This is a genomic window from Halopenitus salinus, from assembly GCF_042662125.1.
Classification (GTDB): Archaea; Halobacteriota; Halobacteria; order Halobacteriales; family Haloferacaceae; genus Halopenitus; species Halopenitus salinus.
Genome location: NZ_JBHSXL010000002.1, coordinates 76,254 through 93,663 on the forward strand (window position 1 = coordinate 76,254; position 17,410 = coordinate 93,663).

General features: G+C 57.8%; 18 protein-coding genes. 10 read left to right on the forward strand and 8 right to left on the reverse strand.

The genetic code is table 11. The features are described from left to right. The first annotated feature begins 122 nt into the window (after positions 1-122). The 3 genes from ACFQE9_RS01595 (at position 123) to ACFQE9_RS01605 (ending at position 2,577) form a co-directional block, all read left to right on the forward strand. The gene (locus ACFQE9_RS01595) at positions 123-971 is read left to right on the forward strand and encodes a bile acid:sodium symporter family protein (RefSeq protein ID WP_006667210.1); all 849 of its coding nucleotides are present in this window, start codon (positions 123-125) and stop codon (positions 969-971) included. Positions 972-1,063: 92 nt separating this feature from the next. Continuing rightward, positions 1,064-1,921, forward strand: a complete 858-nt coding sequence (locus ACFQE9_RS01600) for an MBL fold metallo-hydrolase (protein WP_006667209.1) — start codon at positions 1,064-1,066, stop codon at positions 1,919-1,921. A 263-nt stretch (positions 1,922-2,184) separates the two neighbouring features. Then, on the forward strand, positions 2,185-2,577 hold the full coding sequence (locus ACFQE9_RS01605; RefSeq protein WP_006667208.1) for a hypothetical protein: 393 nt from the start codon (positions 2,185-2,187) through the stop codon (positions 2,575-2,577). Positions 2,578-2,824: 247 nt separating this feature from the next. On the opposite strand, the gene ACFQE9_RS01610 is transcribed toward ACFQE9_RS01605, so the two are convergent. The 4 genes from ACFQE9_RS01610 to ACFQE9_RS01625 form a co-directional block, all read right to left on the reverse strand. Then, entirely contained in the window at positions 2,825-3,883 is a 1,059-nt protein-coding gene (locus ACFQE9_RS01610; protein WP_006667207.1) for a CNNM domain-containing protein, read from the reverse strand. Positions 3,884-4,299: 416 nt separating this feature from the next. Then, positions 4,300-4,755 (reverse strand): ferritin-like domain-containing protein, encoded by a 456-nt coding sequence (locus tag ACFQE9_RS01615; protein ID WP_006667206.1) that lies wholly within the window; start codon positions 4,753-4,755, stop codon positions 4,300-4,302. Between the two features lie 116 nt (positions 4,756-4,871). Further along, on the reverse strand, positions 4,872-5,195 hold the full coding sequence (gene sugE / locus ACFQE9_RS01620; RefSeq protein ID WP_006667205.1) for a quaternary ammonium compound efflux SMR transporter SugE: 324 nt from the start codon (positions 5,193-5,195) through the stop codon (positions 4,872-4,874). A gap of 354 nt (positions 5,196-5,549) precedes the next feature. Next, positions 5,550-6,371: an IS5 family transposase gene (locus tag ACFQE9_RS01625; protein WP_379739359.1), complete on the reverse strand. Its 822-nt coding sequence runs from the start codon at positions 6,369-6,371 to the stop codon at positions 5,550-5,552. Between the two features lie 303 nt (positions 6,372-6,674). Between ACFQE9_RS01625 and ACFQE9_RS01630 the strand changes: the two genes are divergently transcribed. Continuing rightward, positions 6,675-8,978 (forward strand): nitric-oxide reductase large subunit, encoded by a 2,304-nt coding sequence (locus ACFQE9_RS01630; protein WP_006667204.1) that lies wholly within the window; start codon positions 6,675-6,677, stop codon positions 8,976-8,978. A 104-nt stretch (positions 8,979-9,082) separates the two neighbouring features. Here ACFQE9_RS01630 and ACFQE9_RS01635 read toward each other — a convergent pair whose 3' ends face one another. Continuing rightward, complete coding sequence (locus tag ACFQE9_RS01635) at positions 9,083-9,607, reverse strand: winged helix-turn-helix domain-containing protein (protein WP_006667203.1); 525 nt, start codon at positions 9,605-9,607, stop codon at positions 9,083-9,085. Between the two features lie 197 nt (positions 9,608-9,804). Between ACFQE9_RS01635 and ACFQE9_RS01640 the strand changes: the two genes are divergently transcribed. Genes ACFQE9_RS01640 through ACFQE9_RS01650 form a run of 3 tightly spaced genes read left to right on the forward strand, consistent with a single transcriptional unit; the run spans position 9,805 to position 12,610 of the window. Further along, positions 9,805-10,020: a heavy-metal-associated domain-containing protein gene (locus ACFQE9_RS01640; protein WP_006667201.1), complete on the forward strand. Its 216-nt coding sequence runs from the start codon at positions 9,805-9,807 to the stop codon at positions 10,018-10,020. Between the two features lie 4 nt (positions 10,021-10,024). Then, positions 10,025-11,944 carry a heavy metal translocating P-type ATPase gene (locus ACFQE9_RS01645; RefSeq protein WP_379739364.1) on the forward strand — a complete coding sequence of 640 codons (1,920 nt, stop codon included), beginning with the start codon at positions 10,025-10,027 and terminating at the stop codon, positions 11,942-11,944. Positions 11,945-11,956: 12 nt separating this feature from the next. Beyond that, a complete protein-coding gene (locus ACFQE9_RS01650; protein WP_379739367.1) occupies positions 11,957-12,610 on the forward strand; it encodes a hypothetical protein in 654 nt (217 codons plus the stop codon). A gap of 35 nt (positions 12,611-12,645) precedes the next feature. On the opposite strand, the gene ACFQE9_RS01655 is transcribed toward ACFQE9_RS01650, so the two are convergent. Genes ACFQE9_RS01655 through ACFQE9_RS01665 form a run of 3 tightly spaced genes read right to left on the reverse strand, consistent with a single transcriptional unit; the run spans position 12,646 to position 14,924 of the window. Then, positions 12,646-13,884: a tyrosine-type recombinase/integrase gene (locus ACFQE9_RS01655; RefSeq protein ID WP_379739370.1), complete on the reverse strand. Its 1,239-nt coding sequence runs from the start codon at positions 13,882-13,884 to the stop codon at positions 12,646-12,648. Then, entirely contained in the window at positions 13,881-14,339 is a 459-nt protein-coding gene (locus ACFQE9_RS01660) for a hypothetical protein (RefSeq protein WP_379739373.1), read from the reverse strand. Before ACFQE9_RS01660 ends, ACFQE9_RS01655 begins: the two co-directional genes overlap by 4 nt. 3 nt (positions 14,340-14,342) lie before the next feature. Next, complete coding sequence (locus ACFQE9_RS01665) at positions 14,343-14,924, reverse strand: DUF7342 family protein (protein WP_379739376.1); 582 nt, start codon at positions 14,922-14,924, stop codon at positions 14,343-14,345. Positions 14,925-15,346: 422 nt separating this feature from the next. On the opposite strand from ACFQE9_RS01665, the gene ACFQE9_RS01670 reads away from it, so the two are divergent. From ACFQE9_RS01670 to ACFQE9_RS01680, 3 genes are all read left to right on the forward strand, one after another. After that, positions 15,347-15,787, forward strand: a complete 441-nt coding sequence (locus tag ACFQE9_RS01670) for a TRAM domain-containing protein (RefSeq protein WP_379739379.1) — start codon at positions 15,347-15,349, stop codon at positions 15,785-15,787. Between the two features lie 250 nt (positions 15,788-16,037). Further along, positions 16,038-16,913, forward strand: coding sequence for a ParA family protein (locus tag ACFQE9_RS01675; RefSeq protein WP_379739382.1), 876 nt, complete (start codon positions 16,038-16,040; stop codon positions 16,911-16,913). Then, a complete protein-coding gene (locus tag ACFQE9_RS01680) occupies positions 16,910-17,317 on the forward strand; it encodes a DUF7970 domain-containing protein (protein ID WP_379739385.1) in 408 nt (135 codons plus the stop codon). Before ACFQE9_RS01675 ends, ACFQE9_RS01680 begins: the two co-directional genes overlap by 4 nt. Positions 17,318-17,410 lie beyond the last annotated feature (93 nt).

The window sequence follows — 17,410 nt, forward strand, 5'->3', positions numbered from 1 at the left end:
CCTATTCGGCAAATAAGGTATCCCAGCAGATATGAGTGAACGCGTAGACCATCGATAAAAAGCGGTGAAATCGATATACAGGCCACTTTTCTCTCCAAATCGAGAAACGAGTTCATAGACAAATGGGACCGATAACAGTCACCGCAGTCATCGATTTTGTGACAGTCGTCTTCGTGCTCGCGACGATGCTTTCGATGGGGCTTGCGTTGACGACCGACGAGATCCTCATATCACTCGGACAACGGTGGCTGCTGGCGAAATCACTGCTCGTGAATCTCGTCCTCGTTCCGCTGCTGGCGTTCGCATTCGTCCTTGCTGTTCCGATGGAGACCGGTCACGTCGTCGGACTCCTGTTGATCGCCATGGCCCCGGGAGCACCCTTTGGTCCGAAACTAGCCGAGATCTCGAACAGCGACGTCGCGTTCGCGAGCGGGCTGATGGCTGCTCTGGGTGTCGTCTCCGTCGCGACGATACCGATTACGGTGGCACTCCTCATGCCCGGCGATGTCTCAGCTGACCCGCTCGGAATCGCCCGAATCGTTGTCGTGACGCAGCTGATCCCTCTGATCGGTGGCCTCGGCGTCAAGGCGCGCTTTCAGTCAATTGCAACGCGATTGCATCCACCGATCCAGGGACTCTCAACCGTCTTGCTCGTTCTCCTGATTATCCTCTTGACGCTCGTCTATGCCGGCGAAATGCGCCAACTCGTCGGTACCGGGACACTGTTCATCTCGGTCGCTGTCGTCGGCGCTGCGTTACTCCTCGGATACGCCCTCGGTGGACCAGGTAAAGGCACGCGGGAAGTCCTCGCCACGACGACTGCCGCGCGAAACGTTGCCATCGCGTTGCTCATCGCCACGACGAGTTTCCGCGACCCAGGCGTGCTCACCATCATCGTTGCGTTCGGACTCCTCAGTCTCGTCATCTCGGGCCCAGTTGCGAGTTTCTGGGGCCGACCCGGCGAAGCGTGACCCACTACAGCAGTGGTACCTATCCGTCGAAGGAACCCTGTGATCCAAGCGACGGTGCGAACGTACAAACGGCTTTGTCCCGTAGAAAAACTATGGAAATCACCCTCGTCGGTACGGGAAGTCCCATCCCAATTCCCGAGCGTGGTGGCACGAGCATCGTCGTTGACATCGCAGACGAACGCGTTCTGATTGACTGTGGGCCAAACACCGTCTACGGCCTCATGGATGCGCGAATTCCATTTGGAGAGATCGAGACGATGTTCTTCACCCACCATCACCTGGACCACAACGCGTCGTTCTTCCACTTCGCGTTCACGAGTTGGACCGAGGGTGGCCGCGAATCGCTCACCGTGTACGGACCCGACGGCACCGACCGGCTCGTCGACGCGCTGTACGACGTCTACGCGGAAGACATCGAGTACCGCAAGGACATCTATCCGACTGACGGCATCTCGAACATCGAAACCGAACTTGTGACAGAGGAGTTCAGTCAAGAAATGAACGGCTGGAAGGTCGACGCACTCCCGGTCGAACATTCCATCGAGACGTACGCATTCCGCTTCGAGGAACACGAAACCGGTTCGTCGTTCGTCTTCTCCGGCGACACGCGGAAGATCCCGTCGCTCGCAGAGTTCGCTTCTGATGCAGACGTCCTCGTGCAGGACTGTAACACTGCCCCGGTCGACAAGGACCGTGTGCCGGACGAGGACGACCAGTTCGTCTGGCAACGGTATGCCGAGGGAGAACGAGACCTGGACCAGTCGACACTGACGGCCAATCACTGTGATGCCACAGACGCGGGAGAACTCGCCCAGGACGCTGGCGTCCAGACGCTCGTTCTCACGCACATCATGCCGTACCGTGATCTCGAATCGATGCGGCGAGATGCCGAGGCAGTATTCGACGGCGACGTGATCGTGGCTGAGGATGGGTTTACCCTCTCTCCATAGCGATCGATTCTTTGGATCAAACACGTATCGGGTAGCACGGTCCTCAGAAAACAGCAGAATGTTGATTTTCCAGTGCTACGGCCGTATAGTGGAATACGGTGAAGGTCTGTCTTCCTATACCATGGTGAGATACCCGGTTCCGACGTTCGGAGGGATGGCTTTTTCGAGATGCCATTGCGTGTGTCCCTCACGAGTTGGATCGAATCATCTAACGGTTAACTCAGTATAGAAACGCATACACCTGCTTCACACGGATATCGTATATGGTGAGTTCAAGCCCGTCCACGTTCGTGCTCGGAATCGCGCTCGGAGTCGTACTCGTCATCGTAGGGATCGGCGCATACGTGCTCTCGGACTTCGCGAGTATCACAGCGCTCATTCCAACCTTCTTCGGAGTTCTTGTCGCTATCCTGGGGGTGGTGGGACACCAGAACCCGGAACGGCAACGGCTTGCTGCCTATGGAATCGGCCTCCTGGCAGTGGTCGGGGCTCTCGGATCGACGCGCGGCATCCCCGATGTGATTTCGTTGCTAACGGGTGAACCGGTCGAATCGACTATCGCCACGGTCTCGCAGGGTTTGATGATCGGTATCTGTCTCGTCCTGTTCGTGGCAATGGTACAGTTCGTCCGCGAAACACGCACGGCGAACTCATGAACGATCTGTAGCAGCAGCCACGGTTTTAGGTGGACTCGTCTTCGGGTTCAGAACGACTAGTCCCGTTCACAGGCCGAATACAGGTACGACTTCCAGAAATCGTATTCTCTCGCTGGCCCGTATGCTCTATACACGTAGTATCCGGCACGATTCGACAGATATCGACCCATTCAGACGAATACTCCCACCAGGGGCCGGACATTCGCCGAATCATCTGCCACTTTCCCGTCGAGCCTGTCAGAGGTTTCTACTCTAAATATTCGTCATCGAGCGGGTCTTCCAACTGTCCCATTACGGCTTCGAGCGTGTCCGTGGCAGTGAGTAATCCGACCACCTCACCATCGCTGACAACGAGTGCCAACTCCTGTCCCTGTGCCTGGAACTGATCGAAGGCGTCGCTCACAGTCGTATCCGCTGACAGCGTCATTGGCGGGGCTGCAACCTCCTCGAACGTCACTGCGCCCTCCTGGAGGTCGTCGAAGTTGTTGATGATCGACGGGGCGTAGACGATACCGTGGAAGTCAGTCAACTCCTCGCCCACGAGCGGGAATCGAGTATGTGGTGTGTGTTGGATGCGATCGAAGTTTTCCTCGATGGATACTGTCGTAGAGAGTGCGACGATGTCCTCGGTCGAGACCATAATTTCCTCGACTGAGATCTCGTCGATGTCGAGCGCATTGAGAACCTCGTCACGGCGTTCTTCCGGAACCTCGATTTCTTCGAGCATATCACCGAGTCGGCTTCGGAGTTGTGCCCTGGTCTCCAGGACTTCTTCCTCGGTTTCGAGCCACGCACCGGTCATTTCGACACCGAACAGCCGGAGCGTGCCTTTCGCAACCCAGTCACCGAACTTGATGAGGGGTGAAATCAGCCACGCGAACCAGTACAGCGGTCGAGCCCCGTACCGAGCGACCTGCTTCGACCGCTCGACGCCGAGGTAGGTCGGCGTCTGCTCGCCGTGAGTCAGGTGGACCATGTTGATGAGGAAAAAGCCCAGCAGCGAACCAGCACCGACGGATGCCAGGAACGTGTCCTGAAAGAGTGGCTCGAAGAGCGCAGCTAAGCCGGGTTCAGCGACGATCCCCAGCGCGATACTAGTTCCGGAAATCCAGATCTGGCAGGTGGTGAGGTACAATTCGAGGTCGTTGGTCATCTCCCACGCGCGTCGCAGACCAGGTGTATCGAACTCCGATTTGGGGTACTGCCTGACTCGTGTCAACGCGAATTCGATGGCGACGAAATACGCGTTGATCAGGATCAAGAACAGTCCCGCACCGATGCGGAGGCTGATCTCAAGAGGGGTCATCGAGCGTTGGTACCGACTCTCATTGCAAATAGGTGGTGGAAACAAAGGAATCCCAGGAGCCGACCGAACTCCGCCTGACGTCTGTGACGTCCCCGTGTAAATGGAATTAGGTGATTGACCGATTCCGACCACATTGTGGTAGGGAACTGCATGTGGTTAGGGGACCGGAGGTCGATACCTCCCTTCGCCAGCGTATTCGTCGACTCTGAGAATGCAGGAGATGATCCTATCGGGGACTGGCCACGTCAGGAAATAAAATTTATTTTTGAAATGGGGATTTTTATTTCATATATTGTAAGGTATCTCTTTTGTAGAAGGGGCTCAGTTACGAGATGAGAGGGAATAAATAGGGCCTAGACGGCCGATTTCGACCTTTGACAGCGCTGCAAAGACCGACGAGGGTAGTCGTTACCACTTCAGTCCTGTTTGTATTCGCGTCTGAAGCCGCGGAACTCCGTACGGTGGGCCTCTTCGTCGCTCAGAATTGTGACTGCGAGATCTTCGGTGACTGGGTCATCGGCATCAGTCGCGGCTGTAATGAGGTCGCGATACATCTGGATGGCGTCTTCTTCGGCGTCTAAGACTCCGTCGATGACCGACACGACGTCGGTACTGTCCTCCGGCGGCTGAAGACTCTCCTGACGAGCTTCGAAATCAGCTGACGCGGGCGGGCGCTCGTCGAGTTGCTTGAGCCGATTGCCCAACAATTGGGCGTGATTAAGTTCCTCCTGAACATCGGCTTCGAGACTCTGTTTTACCTCTTCGGCACTGACTCCGTCGAGGACAATGGAGTTCGTCAAGTAGTTCATCACGGTCTCGATCTCGTCACTATATGCCCGCTGGAGGAGCTCGGTTACTCGTTCACTTGTCATACAACGAAAATACGCTCCCTATCCGTTTATGGCTGTGGGTGGTCAAGTCCAAGAGGAGATTTGAAGACTGACTACAATACGTGTAGATTCAGGTGTGAGTGGTGATAATTAGCTGTTTAGTGCCCGCCCGAGACAGCGTGTAGACCAACGATCCCGACGACAATCACACCGATGAATAAGATGCGGGCTAGAGCGGCGGGTTCATCAAAGAGAACGATTCCAAGCGTGGCTGTCCCGACAGCACCAATACCTGTCCAGACAGCATATGCTGTCCCGATTGGGAGATCTTTGACGGCTTGTGCCAACAGTACCATACTGATGACGAGGGCGACAATAGTGCCGACCGTTGGCACTGGTTTCGTGAGTCCGTCCGAATATTCAAGCCCGATTGCCCAGCCGATTTCGAACAGGCCTGCGAGTATGAGAATATACCACGACATTACAGCTTCGCCTACCTATCCAATCAGTCTATAGCTTCTGCTATCCATCAGACAAGACAGATTTAGCCGGCTCTGTTGAAATCCTCTTCTTTAGAGAATTGTTTACGTGAATCTACTGAACACTACACGTGCGTACTGAACAACGATATAACGGGATTTTTATCGGCAGAATGTAATTCATCAGTATGGTTGTCAGCTTAGCCGCCTATGTTCACGCTTCTGCCACCACGTCTGAACACAAGTTTCAACCGTGGTTTGCTTTCCTTCTATTTGTTGCTGATGTATTCATTGCAGGCGCTATCGGCCCATCTACACCTCTTGGGTGAACGTTATCTAAATGCCCTGTACTGGTCGTTAGATTGCTTGGTCAAGATTGTGGACGATACACGCAAGAGCGAGTTCACGGAACTGCTTCCACCAGCGTCGTGACCGGACGAACGCGCCGTACTTCCGCTTGAGTGTTGAGTTGACTGTCTCTGATTGACTCCGTTGGCCGTAGAGATTGGCGTCTAAGCGTGCATTCCATGCCTTGTGAAGCGATGTGAACTCACGATGCTTGATTAGTGGACGAATCTCGTGTTGACGGGCAAGCCGTCTGACTTTCTGGTCGTCGTAGCCTTTGTCCCCGAGCAGGATGTCGATAGTCTCGGGGTTGCGTTTGATCAACGACGGAGCGATCTGGCTATCGTGTTTTCGTGTCGTCGTCACGTGTAAATCAAGGACTGCATTCACTTTGGAATCGACCAGCAGTGTTACTTTGAGTTGCTGAATCGTGAGTTTAGCCCGTTTCGTGTAGTGTTTTGAGGCGTGACTGCGGTCGAATCCCGAAGCATCAATCCCCGCAACGCCATTGGTCGGGGGCAGTGAAACAGAGAGATTGAGCAGCACTCGCCAGACAGCCATATCGAGCCTATCGAACGCTTTACACAGTGTTGATGGGGCAGGCAGTTCAGTGAGATTGATCGCGTTCCGAATACGGGGCATTTCGATGAGTTCGTCGAGGAGTGTTCGATACGTTGTGTCCTTTCGAACTTTGAGACAGAGAAGAACGATGTGCTGATGGAGCGTGTAGCGTTGCTTCGAGAACTTCGAGGAGTATCGAGCTACAGCACGTTGCGCTAACTGAAATGCTTCCTCGACAAATCGGAGCAACCGTGACTTTGGGAGGGGCTGCATCTACTCAAACTACCGGCTGAACCTGTAACTCACTAAGGATTTCAACAGAGCCATTTAGCCATATCTATCCGTTTTACCGATGGTGCGACGCTCGGTTTTAATCTCATCTGAACCCGGATGTCCTACTTTACCGAATCCAACAGAGACAGTATTGGCTTATTAGAAGCGGGTTTATGGCTGGGCCTGACGTAGCAGTGAGCGTTCATACTTTTTACAGGGCTCGTCAGGGGGTAGTAATATCCGGTGAACTAGAATATTCGCTACCCCCGCAGTTTCAAGTCCCCATAATGTATTGGCATTTCTATGCAGATCACGAGACAAACTATCGCAAAAGCCCTAATCACGGTTTTTGTATTTAATCTGATCGTGATGGGCGGGGGTGCGATTTATTCCGCACAAGAAGTCCCTCCAATACCTCAGGAGGTAGTCGGTCCTGATGGCGAAACCGTCGCCACGCAATCTCAGGTTCAGGCCGGGAAAATCGCGTTTCAGAAGAACAGTCTGATGAACCACGGGTCAATCCTCGGCAATGGCGCATATTATGGGGTCGACTACACCGCCGACACGCTCGACCTGAAAGTCGAGTACATGCGGGACTACTACGCACAGGACCGGTACGATACAGCGTATTCGGGCCTAGAATCGGCTGAGCAGGGGAGTGTCGACCGCCTCGTCCAGGACGACCTCGACGAACAGTTCACCGAAGGCGCAGAGACAATTGAATACTCCGAAGCGGAGATGTACGCCCACGAGCAGGTCCGCGACGAGTACGTCCAACGATACCACGAGGGCGCACTCGACCGCGGCGTCGCCGCCGGCTTCATCGGTTCCGAAGAAGAAGCGAGTCAGTTCGCCGACTTCGCGCTCTGGACTGCGTGGATATCCCACACCGACCGACCGGGTGGCGACACGAGCTTCACGAACGAATGGCCGTACAACCCCGCCGCCGGTAACACACCGACTGGTGCGACGATGATATGGAGCGTCATCAGTATGGTCCTGCTCGTCGGTGCCGTCGGCCTCGGCGTCTTCCTCTACAAATCCGTCGAACTCCCAGAACCGAAAATCAAGGGCATCGAAATCCCACCGCCAGACGAAATCAATCTAACTCCTAGTCAACGCGCAGCAACCCGCTTCATCCCGCTCGCGGGGTTACTATTCACCTTACAGGTCTTCTTGGGCGGACTTCTCGCACACTACTACATCGAGCGACACGCGTTCTTCGGGATCGAGGAAGTGTTTGGTATCCATATCGTCGAGGTATTCCCGTTCGCGCTCGCCAAGACGTTCCACCTTGACCTTGGGATCCTCTGGATTGCGGCGCTGTGGCTCGGCGCGGGACTGTTCCTCCCGCCCCTTCTCACTAACCACGAACCCAAGCGACAACGAACCTTCATCCACGTCCTGCTCGGAGCGCTCATCGTCGTTGCAGTCGGGGGTCTCGCCGGCGTCTGGCTCGGGTCCCATGGCTACATCGACGGCGAACTCTGGTGGATCATCGGGAACGAAGGGCTCGAGTACCTCGAAGTGGGCCGGCTCTGGCAGGTCGGCCTGCTCGTCGGATTCGTGCTGTGGACTGGCCTCGTGTACCGCGGGTTCAAACCGATGCTCGAACGCGAATCGCGGTTCGGGCTCGCCCACATGATCATCTACGCCGGTGGGTCCATCGGCCTCCTCTTCACCGCAGGGATGTTCTATACGCCGGAGACGAACATCGTGATGACGGAGTTCTGGCGCTGGTGGGTGGTTCACATGTGGGTCGAGGGCGCCTTCGAGTTCTTCATCGTCGCCGTCATCGGACTCACGCTCGTCTCAATGGGGCTACTCAGGAAGCGCTCGGCCGAGAAAGCCGTCGCGTTCCAGGCCCTGTTCGTGATGGGATCGGGCGTCATCGGCGCATCCCATCACTACTGGTGGATCGGCCAACCCGATATGTGGCTCCCGTTGGGAACGATCTTCTCGACGCTGGAACTCATTCCCCTCATCCTCATCCTGTTCGAGGCGATGGGGCAGTACCGGGCGCTCGCGACGAGCGACGAATCGTTCCCGTACACGCTCCCGTTCATGTTCATCATCGCGAGCGGGTTCTGGAACTTCGTCGGCGCCGGCGTGCTCGGGTTCTTCATCAACCTCCCCATCGTCAACTACTACGAGCACGGGACGTATCTTACCGTTGGACACGCGCACGCCGCGATGTTCGGCGCGTTCGGCCTCCTTGCACTGGGGATGGCTACGTACATGCTCCGCATTTCGACGATTCCCTCTCAGTGGACGGAGCGTCGACTTCGCTGGTCGTTCTGGCTCTGGAACGTTGGCCTCGCGGTCATGGTGTTCGTCTCGGTGCTCCCAGTCGGGTTCCTCCAGCTCGAGACGGCGTTCACGCAGACCTATGGTGCCGCTCGGAGTCTCGCCTTCTACAACAGCGAGATCATCCAACTCCTGTTCTGGGCGCGTCTCCCGGGTGACACTCTCATCATCATCGGGACGCTCGTGTTCGCCTACGACATGGTGAAAAAGCGGTTCACGCTGCGGGACGTCTCGGACCCGGCGGAGTCCCTAGAGGAGGGGACGATTCCCAATCGGGTGATGGCGGAGGACGACGACTAGCGGCCGTCCACAGCGTCAATTCCAGTACGCTAATCTTCCGTACGAAATCATCTCTCCGAAGACCGAGATAGCGGATATCGCCGCCGTGGTGGTCCCGTCTTCGCTTACGATTCCCGCTGAGCGCGGACGAACGCTCGCCGCAGGACGGTCAGCAGGACGTACGTCTCGTACTTCTGGTTCCGACAGTGATCGCACGGTTGCATCTCCCTCGTTATCTCCTTGATAGACTCCTCGTACTCCCCCGTAAGCTGGTTCAGCGCCTCTGTAATCTCTGGCTGGATAGCGTCGGTCATCTCCTCGACGGCGGCATCAGCGGTGTCGGGCAGGGAGTACGAGAGGACGATCGTGTTCGCGTGGTAGTACTTCGTCGTGCCGCCACGTCCCTCCTCGAAGCGGACGACGTCCACTAGCCCTGAATCACGGAGTTCGTTTATGTGGTGTCGAACGGTGTTTTCGGTCCGCTCGATCCCTCGGTCGGTGAGTCGGTCGTGAACCTCGCCTGCCGTCCGTGCCTCGTCGGCCAGTATGTCGAGGATCATCGCTCGCATTGGTTCGTCGATGGCGTCCGAGACGCGAGTATCCCTGATCGCGATGTCGTCGAGATAGTGGTCGGCACCGGAACTGCTCATAATGGGACTGCGAGACACGTGCGGGAAAAGGTAGCGGCGAACACTGCTGTCGAGCGCTTCGACCGGACGACTGGCCTGCGATCGGATCGAGTCGAAGCCCTAGACGACCGATTGGACTGTTCCAACGACCTATATCCCTATTCAAACATATCATTTAAAAAATATATATGGCGGTCCGGGTGCTACGTAGAACTGTGATGAACGAAACGACCCAACTCCGTGTGATGGACTTCGACTGCCCGACATGCGCGAGCACCGTTGAACGCGCCCTCTCGAACGTCGACGGCGTCCAGAATGTGAAAGTCCACTACACGACCGGCCGAGTCGAGATCGAGTACGACGACGACGTCGCTGACCCCGACGCCTTCGCACAAGCCATCGAAAACCAGGGCTACACGCCCCAGCCCGCCTAGATCAATGAACGCACAACCGATCACACAGTACTACCGGAAGAACCGGAAAGCCATCGTCACGGCGTCCAGCGGCCTGCTCTACGGTGGCGGCTGGAGCCTCGGCCACTTCACCGGCTTCGATACAGCGAGTGCCGGTATTCTCATCCTCGCGGCGATCATCGGCGGCTACGACATCGCCAAAACCGCCTACTACGAGGTCACCAACCGAACGCTCGGCATCAAGACGCTCGTGACCTTGGCGGCCATTGGTGCCATCGTCATCGGCGAATATTGGGAGGCCGCCGCCGTCGTCTTCCTGTTCAGCCTCGGCAGCTACCTAGAAGGCCGGACGATGCGGAAGACCCGGACGGCCCTCCAAGAACTTCTGGAGATGACGCCCGACACGGCGACCGTCCGTCGCGACGGAGACCTCCAAGAAGTACCTGCCCGCGACGTCGAGGAGGGTGAAGTTGTCCTCGTGAAGCCGGGCGGGAAGATCCCGGTCGACGGGAGCGTCGTCGACGGCGAGAGTGCCGTCAATCAGGCCCCGGTCACCGGCGAGAGCGCGCCCGTTCACAAGGCCGACGGTGACGAAGTCTACGCGGGGACGGTCAACCAGGAAGGCGCACTGGAGGTCCGGACGACGGGTGCGGGCTCGGATACGACGCTCGAGCGCATCATCCGCCGCGTCGAGGAGGCCCAGGAGGCCCAGTCGCCCACGGAGAGTCTCATCGACCGGTTCGCGAAGTACTACACCCCAGCCGTCATCGTGCTCGCAATCGGCGCGTACGCAGTCACGCAGAACGCGATCCTATCGCTCACCTTGCTGGTCATCGGCTGTCCCGGTGCGCTGGTCATCGGACCGCCGGTCAGCATCGTCTCGGCCATCGGGAACGCCGCCCGGTCGGGCGTCCTGATGAAGGGTGGCGAACACCTCGAACGTGCCGGCAAGATCGACCTCGTTGCCTTCGACAAGACCGGCACCCTCACGAAAGGTGAGACCACCGTCGCCGACGTCGAGGGGTTCGGCGTCGACGACGACGAGGTAATCTCGCTCGCGGCGACTGCCGAGAAGAAAAGCGAACACCACCTCGCCGACGCCATCGTCGACGCAGCACGCGATCGTCCGACCGCCGCAACCGATGGCGGAACTGCGATCGCCCATTCCGATGCCGCGAGCGCCGAACACCGGTCGGTTCCGGATCCGGATGACTTCGACGTGGTCGCCGGCAAGGGTGTCGTCGCCCATACGGACGGCCACGAGGTCGTCGTTGGGAACCGGGCGCTGCTCGACGACCGCAGCATCGACATCCCGGATCACATCGCCGAGTACGTCCGTGGCCGCGAGGAACGCGGTGAGACGGTCGTCCACGTCGTGCGAGACGGCAGCATCATCGGCGTGATCGCGATGCGCGACGAACTTCGAGAGGCCGCTCCTGGCGTCGTAGCGGCGCTTCAAGATGCCGGCATCGAGACGGTGATGCTCACCGGCGACAACGAGCGGACGGCAAGTGCCGTCGCAGGGGAGGTGGGCATCGACGAGTACCGCGCCGAACTCCTTCCCGAGGACAAACAGACCGTCATCGAAGAATACCAGGCCGACGGCCACGTCGTTGCGATGGTCGGCGATGGCATCAACGACGCGCCGTCGCTGGCGACCGCCGACGTCGGTATCGCGATGGGCGCTGCCGGCACGGACACCGCCATCGAGACGGCGGACATGGCGCTGATGGCCGACGACCTCGAACGCATCCCGTACGCGGTCGCACTCAGTAAGGCGACGCGCTGGAACGTCCTCGAGAACGTCGGGCTCGCGGTGCTGACCGTGACCGTCCTGCTCGCTGGCGTGCTCACCAGTTACGTCACGCTCGCCGCCGGGATGCTCGTCCACGAAGCCAGCGTTCTCCTCGTCATCCTCAACGGGATGCGACTGCTCCGACACTAATCACCACAACCAATGACAACAAATTCACCTGCGACTGACGCGACGCACACTAGCACCGACTGGCAGGTCGACTACGACGCCGACCCGATCGAAATCCGCGACCCCGTCGCGGAGGCCCTCGGCGTCCTCACATCAGGCGATCCGTTCGTCGTCACCTACACGGACGCGGTGAAAGAGGCCGGTCACTCCTGTCCGACTGCCTCGGGCGCCTACCGGATCGTCCAGCTCGGGCTCGATGCCCTGTATCCCGACGACTATCCAATCCGAAGCGAAATCGAAGTCCAGGTAGCCGGCCCGCGAGACGATGCTGCGTACGGCGTGATGGGGCGCATCATTTCGTACGTGACTGGCGCGACCGAGGACGACGGATTCAGCGGGCTCGCCGGTGGTCATGGGGGGCGCCGTGACCTCCTGCACTTCGACGCATTCGATCCAGACACGGCGGCGCCGACGTTCCGGTTCCGGCGAACCGATACGAACGAGACCGTCGAAGTGACCTACCATGTTGGCGACGTTCCTGACGGGGGACCCGCAATCGGGAATCTCCAGGAAATACTGGATGGGTCAGCAAGCGATCAACAGCGGGAGGCGTTCGCTGACGCCTGGCACCACCGGGTACAGGTCGTCCACAACGACGACTCGCTGTTCACCGTCGAAGTGGTGTGACCACGTCGGTCCACCCCCACACTCGAAAAAAAAAATTACTCCGGTATACTATCGATCTCCTCGAGCGCCTCAGTAGCGACATCACCGAGTTCTCCGGCCTCGATATGTGAATACCGCTCTCTCACCATCTCCTCTGAATTGTCGAGATACCGGGCGGCAACCGTGTATCCGAATGCTCGAACGAGAACTTCACCCATTCCACGCCGGCCGCCGTGTGGAGCAAGGTAATCGTGTTTCGGATGGTCGATGTCTATCTCTGCAGCTTCTGAGAGCCGTTGGAGAATCGATCGTGTGCCGTCCGTCGTAATCGAGGGCGGCCGAATATCCTCATCGAGCGCCAGGAGGAGGTCGCGAGCGTACTCCTCACGGCGTTCGGCGATTGCCTCCGTATGTTCCCCTCGGTCGGCGAGCTCATCCTGGACGAGTCCTGCGAGCGTCCGCTGGTCGAATGTCGGGAACACCGGCCACCGCTCAGTTGGCGGATCCATGAGTTTGCGATAGCTCTGAAGAGGTGAGATCACCGGGTCAGGGAGGCTGGCGGCGTCCCACTGCTGTTTCTTCCGGTAGACGTCCATACTCCCGTCGTCGAGCGAGAGATCCTCCCAGCGGACCCCGCGCCGGCGTGGATCGTTCGGGTCACGGAGGAGTTCACCGACGCGGACGGCTGTGTACGCGAGGACGAACACCAGAGCCCGGTCACGAGCCGCCTTCAGCGCCGCGTAGCGCAGTCGCTGTTTGTCGAGGGGGTCAGTATCCTCCGGGAGTGTCGTGTACGCCTCGACGGCGTCGCGGGCCCGTTCGTCGACGTGGCGGGTGAGGGCGTGGCGCTGCTCGGACGTCCAGGCCTGCTGGTCGCCGGGCTTGCGGCCGTCGTCCTCCGGCAGCGGCGCCATCGCACTCGCCCGCTGCGCGTAATGCGCTTCGAGATACCCCTCGTTGACGCACCAGCCACACCACGCAGAGATATAGCGGTAATAGGTTTGTACCGTGTTCTGTTTGAGTCCCCGATCTCCACCGAGATGCCGGGCGTACTCCCGGAAGACGCGTTCGTCGAGGTCCTCGAAGGTCGGCACTCGGTCGACGTCGTCGGGGACGATCCCGGTCCAGTCGTCGGCGCCGCGGTCGCCGGCGGCCCACTCGGCGAACCGCTCGAGCTCGCGTGCAGCGTTACGTCGATAGTTCCCGCCGTCACCACCGCGGCCTTTCCCCTTGTCCTGGAGGTAGCGTTCGAAGGAACTCGCGAGTGACTGATCGGCGTGTTCTCGGGGTGTCATGGTTCCTCGTTCGCGTACTGGTAAGTCGGACGAACATCCTCGAGGAGTGCTTCGACGATTTCCCAGAGGATCAGGGAAGGAGTCCGGTGTTCAAATGTGATTCCCCAGCGGTCCTCCTTATCGGCAGCTGAGTACTGGAAATGCGCCTGTCCGAGATCGGGATGGTCTTCGTCCTGGTGCCAGCCGGCGTGAAAGCCCGTGTTCGGGTCGGTGTAGTTGATACGGAACCAATCGTGTGAGTCCTGTCGATACCACTTGACGGTCAGTTCCGGCGAATCAGGGCCCGTTGGGGGATCAAGGCGGGCTGGATCAAAAACCGCCCGCAGCTGCTTGGCCTCGATATCGTCAGGTACGAACTCGACCGCCGAAATCTGTGGCACACGGTCAAGGACGTCTCGCTTCAGTTGGGCGTAGAGGTTCGCGTTCGGATCACCACCTGGATGCGGGACCGACATCCGTTAGCTGCTGGCCTCAGCAGGCTCTGTCGTCGGTGCGAGAAAATCCCATTCGCGGATGGCGAAGCCGACGATCTGGATACGCCGTTGAAGGTGCTCCCACTCGCGGGCGATCTCACGGCGCCGATCTTCCTCATCAGCGTCCAGGGCCTCGTCAGCGAGCGTCCCGCGAAGCTGGTTCGGTGACTCGACGCCGAATTCGTCCTCCCAGTCGCGGATCTGGGTCTTCATATCCGCGAGCCGGTCCGTAAGCTCCTCGACAGTGTGTCCGCTGTCTCGAAGACGCATCGCCTCCTGCATCGCTTGGCGGCGATAATCAGGGTAATACGTCGTGTGAGTACCGCTTTCGTCACGGTGGAGGACGCCGTCGTCGACGAGTCGCTCGAGGACGCGCTTAGTTGGTTCGTGTGACCAGCCCGCTTCGGAGGCGATCCAGTTGGCTGTCTGTGGCTCCGACAGCTGCCGAGCAACCATCCGCACGCGGTCTTCACCCGTGGTCTGGCGTTCCATCAGGCCCTCGGAGTTCGATTCGTCTTTGGTCATACAACACCCTTCGGACTGTGTCTTAATATAGATTGAGGTCATTAGTCCTATATCGAGTTTCCCTTTTCGCCATCGCCTCGACTCAGCTGAGGAGCCCCAGAGCTATCTCGAACCTCGTTCTTGGCGGCGCTACCCCGGGGGAAGCACCGTTCTGAGCCGGTTGCAGCATTCGTGCTTCACCGACGGCGTCGGGGTACTTCAAAGTGGTCGTGATTATTGGGGTAATCATAACCAATAGGTGAGAAAGCTATATCTACCGAATTACGCTGTTTGAAGCGTCGTACTTGCGATATTCTACGGATTGTCAAGATATAAACTATATATCGCGATACCAAATGCTTCCAATTCATCTCCCGTCGGCCTGATGTTGTTGGCACACTCAAAACACGGAAGAGACCAGCTACAACGGTGTTCTAACCCTTCGCAAACCAAATTTCCTTTATGCAGGCCTGTGTAGACCCTGTATGACTGAGATTGCGGATTCACTGCGTTTGCTTTACGAGACAACACTCGATGAAAACGAGGACAAATATGAACTCACACTGCCGAAAGAACTCGTTGAGGGTACCTCTCTCACCACCGAAAGCCCATATCGTGTTGCTCTACTAGAATCGCCGACTCAAACGGGACAGAAATCAGAGTCGTCCGGATCAACACACCGAGTGACCGAGGCCACCGATGAGGAACAAATCGAAACGCCGGACCCACCAGTGAAGGTTGGTGATGTTCGATCGGTCACCATTGATACACTCGGCGATCAGGGAGATGGACTGGCGAAAGTCGAACGTGGGTTCATTGTGATCGTTCCAGGCACGCAGCCGGGGGATCGAGTCGACGTCGAGATTACCAAGGTGAAAGACACAGTAGCCTTCGCCGATCCGGTTGGCAAAGCCGAAGTACGCTAGCGAAACGGGCTGTCCCCCGCTCCGTCTGTGCATTCACACGAATATTCAACGAATACAACCCATTATGTGCGTACAGTACTTTCAGCCAGGATTGAGCCCCATCCATGATGTTCACTACATCAAATAAATACACAATTTTGTTGTGTTCATTATTGATGTTCATTAGTTGTGTTCATTAACACATGTAATATAGTTCAGTCATGAATGAATAAACCGAACTTTCAAGATGAGTGGTGTCCATGGCGTGAGTATGTTAGCGTACTCGACGTACAGTGAGGCAGGCGGGGTTGGGAAAACCACCACAGCTGCGAATTTGGCTGTTGCTCATGCACGGGCCGGACTCAAACCCCTCGTTGTCCCGTTGGATCCCCAAGATGGCGATCTCTCGCGATTATTTGGCGTGGACACCGACCGCACCGAATCGGTCGACAATCTCGTCCGGCACATGATCCGGCGACCACAGGGCGACTTCGACGACCTCGTTCGAACAGTAGAGGGAGTGGATATCGTTCCGGAACACAACATGCTTTCAGATCTCGCAGAGTATCTCCAGCGGGAGAAAGACCAGGCAGAAGCAATGGGCGAAGCGTTCGGGATGCACGCCCAGTTACTCCGTGTACTTCAAAACGCCGGCGTCCCGGACGAGTATGACGTCCTCATCTGTGATCCACCTGCAACGGAAGGCCCCCACCTCTACAACGCGATCCACGCGACGCGATCGCTGGTCATCCCCGTCGAACCCAGCGCGAAAGGCCGAGCTGCGGTCCAAGGTCTCGAGTCGCTCGTGGCCGGTCTCGAAGACCAACTGAACGTCGAAGTCGGCGTCCTCGCCGCAGTCCCGATGGGATTCAAGAATACGCGGGACCAGCAGACGATCCTCGACGAGATCGACTACCCAATTCCCGAAGTGATCGGGGAGCGGGCATCCCTAATGGAGGGATGTTGGATGAAGCAATGTTCCGCCTACACCTACGTCCGAGACCACCGTGATCGACAGCGCGACTACGAGATCGAGACACTCGCGCAGTTCGATCGAATCGCCCGCCACCTGGAAGACCAAGTAGGCCTGGAAGCACCAAACCCACCTGAACCCGGAGACCTCAACCACGAGGTGCTCTCCGTATGACGGGGATGAAGACCGGAGCTGGCGAAAACCCGTTCGCCGGTGATGATGACACCGAATCAGAGGTTGATGTAAAGGAGGAGAAAGCCGAGCAAGAACCCGAAGTCGATCGGCCAGTTGATGACAGCCGAAGCCACCAAGCCAGCACAGGGCGGCAATCGATGCAGATCCCGTACAAATTTCGACGGGATGGCGTACAGGACGGCCGTGACCGCGTTCCGTTGTTCATCCAGGAGGACACGAAAAGTGCGGAACGAGAGGCCCAACGAGAGCTCGAAGACCGGTTCGACGACGACGTCTCGCTTACGGACCTACGCGAAGCCGTAATGAAAGCGGGGCTCCAACACCTCGACGAAGTCGAGGCCAATCTGGAGGAGTGGGGATACGGGATGACGTTCGATGACTAGATACGAATAACCGTCAATGAGTCAATAACGGGGTACCAATGGAAGACAATGGTAGTGGACGACCCACAAAACGTTGCACGCTACCACGAGAGA

Excerpts from the sequence above, each read along its gene's own strand:
- sugE (WP_006667205.1), bottom strand. The coding sequence starts at position 5,195 with ATGTCGTGGTATATTCTCATACTCGCAGGCCTGTTCGAAATCGGCTGG.
- ACFQE9_RS01665 (WP_379739376.1), bottom strand. The coding sequence starts at position 14,924 with ATGACCTCAATCTATATTAAGACACAGTCCGAAGGGTGTTGTATGACC.
- ACFQE9_RS01600 (WP_006667209.1), top strand. The coding sequence starts at position 1,064 with ATGGAAATCACCCTCGTCGGTACGGGAAGTCCCATCCCAATTCCCGAG.
- ACFQE9_RS01610 (WP_006667207.1), bottom strand. The coding sequence starts at position 3,883 with ATGACCCCTCTTGAGATCAGCCTCCGCATCGGTGCGGGACTGTTCTTG.
- ACFQE9_RS01640 (WP_006667201.1), top strand. The coding sequence starts at position 9,805 with ATGAACGAAACGACCCAACTCCGTGTGATGGACTTCGACTGCCCGACA.
- ACFQE9_RS01670 (WP_379739379.1), top strand. The coding sequence starts at position 15,347 with ATGACTGAGATTGCGGATTCACTGCGTTTGCTTTACGAGACAACACTC.
- ACFQE9_RS01675 (WP_379739382.1), top strand. The coding sequence starts at position 16,038 with ATGTTAGCGTACTCGACGTACAGTGAGGCAGGCGGGGTTGGGAAAACC.
- ACFQE9_RS01645 (WP_379739364.1), top strand. The coding sequence starts at position 10,025 with ATGAACGCACAACCGATCACACAGTACTACCGGAAGAACCGGAAAGCC.
- ACFQE9_RS01625 (WP_379739359.1), bottom strand. The coding sequence starts at position 6,371 with ATGCAGCCCCTCCCAAAGTCACGGTTGCTCCGATTTGTCGAGGAAGCA.
- ACFQE9_RS01650 (WP_379739367.1), top strand. The coding sequence starts at position 11,957 with ATGACAACAAATTCACCTGCGACTGACGCGACGCACACTAGCACCGAC.
- ACFQE9_RS01660 (WP_379739373.1), bottom strand. The coding sequence starts at position 14,339 with ATGTCGGTCCCGCATCCAGGTGGTGATCCGAACGCGAACCTCTACGCC.
- ACFQE9_RS01615 (WP_006667206.1), bottom strand. The coding sequence starts at position 4,755 with ATGACAAGTGAACGAGTAACCGAGCTCCTCCAGCGGGCATATAGTGAC.
- ACFQE9_RS01630 (WP_006667204.1), top strand. The coding sequence starts at position 6,675 with ATGCAGATCACGAGACAAACTATCGCAAAAGCCCTAATCACGGTTTTT.
- ACFQE9_RS01605 (WP_006667208.1), top strand. The coding sequence starts at position 2,185 with ATGGTGAGTTCAAGCCCGTCCACGTTCGTGCTCGGAATCGCGCTCGGA.
- ACFQE9_RS01655 (WP_379739370.1), bottom strand. The coding sequence starts at position 13,884 with ATGACACCCCGAGAACACGCCGATCAGTCACTCGCGAGTTCCTTCGAA.
- ACFQE9_RS01680 (WP_379739385.1), top strand. The coding sequence starts at position 16,910 with ATGACGGGGATGAAGACCGGAGCTGGCGAAAACCCGTTCGCCGGTGAT.
- ACFQE9_RS01635 (WP_006667203.1), bottom strand. The coding sequence starts at position 9,607 with ATGAGCAGTTCCGGTGCCGACCACTATCTCGACGACATCGCGATCAGG.
- ACFQE9_RS01595 (WP_006667210.1), top strand. The coding sequence starts at position 123 with ATGGGACCGATAACAGTCACCGCAGTCATCGATTTTGTGACAGTCGTC.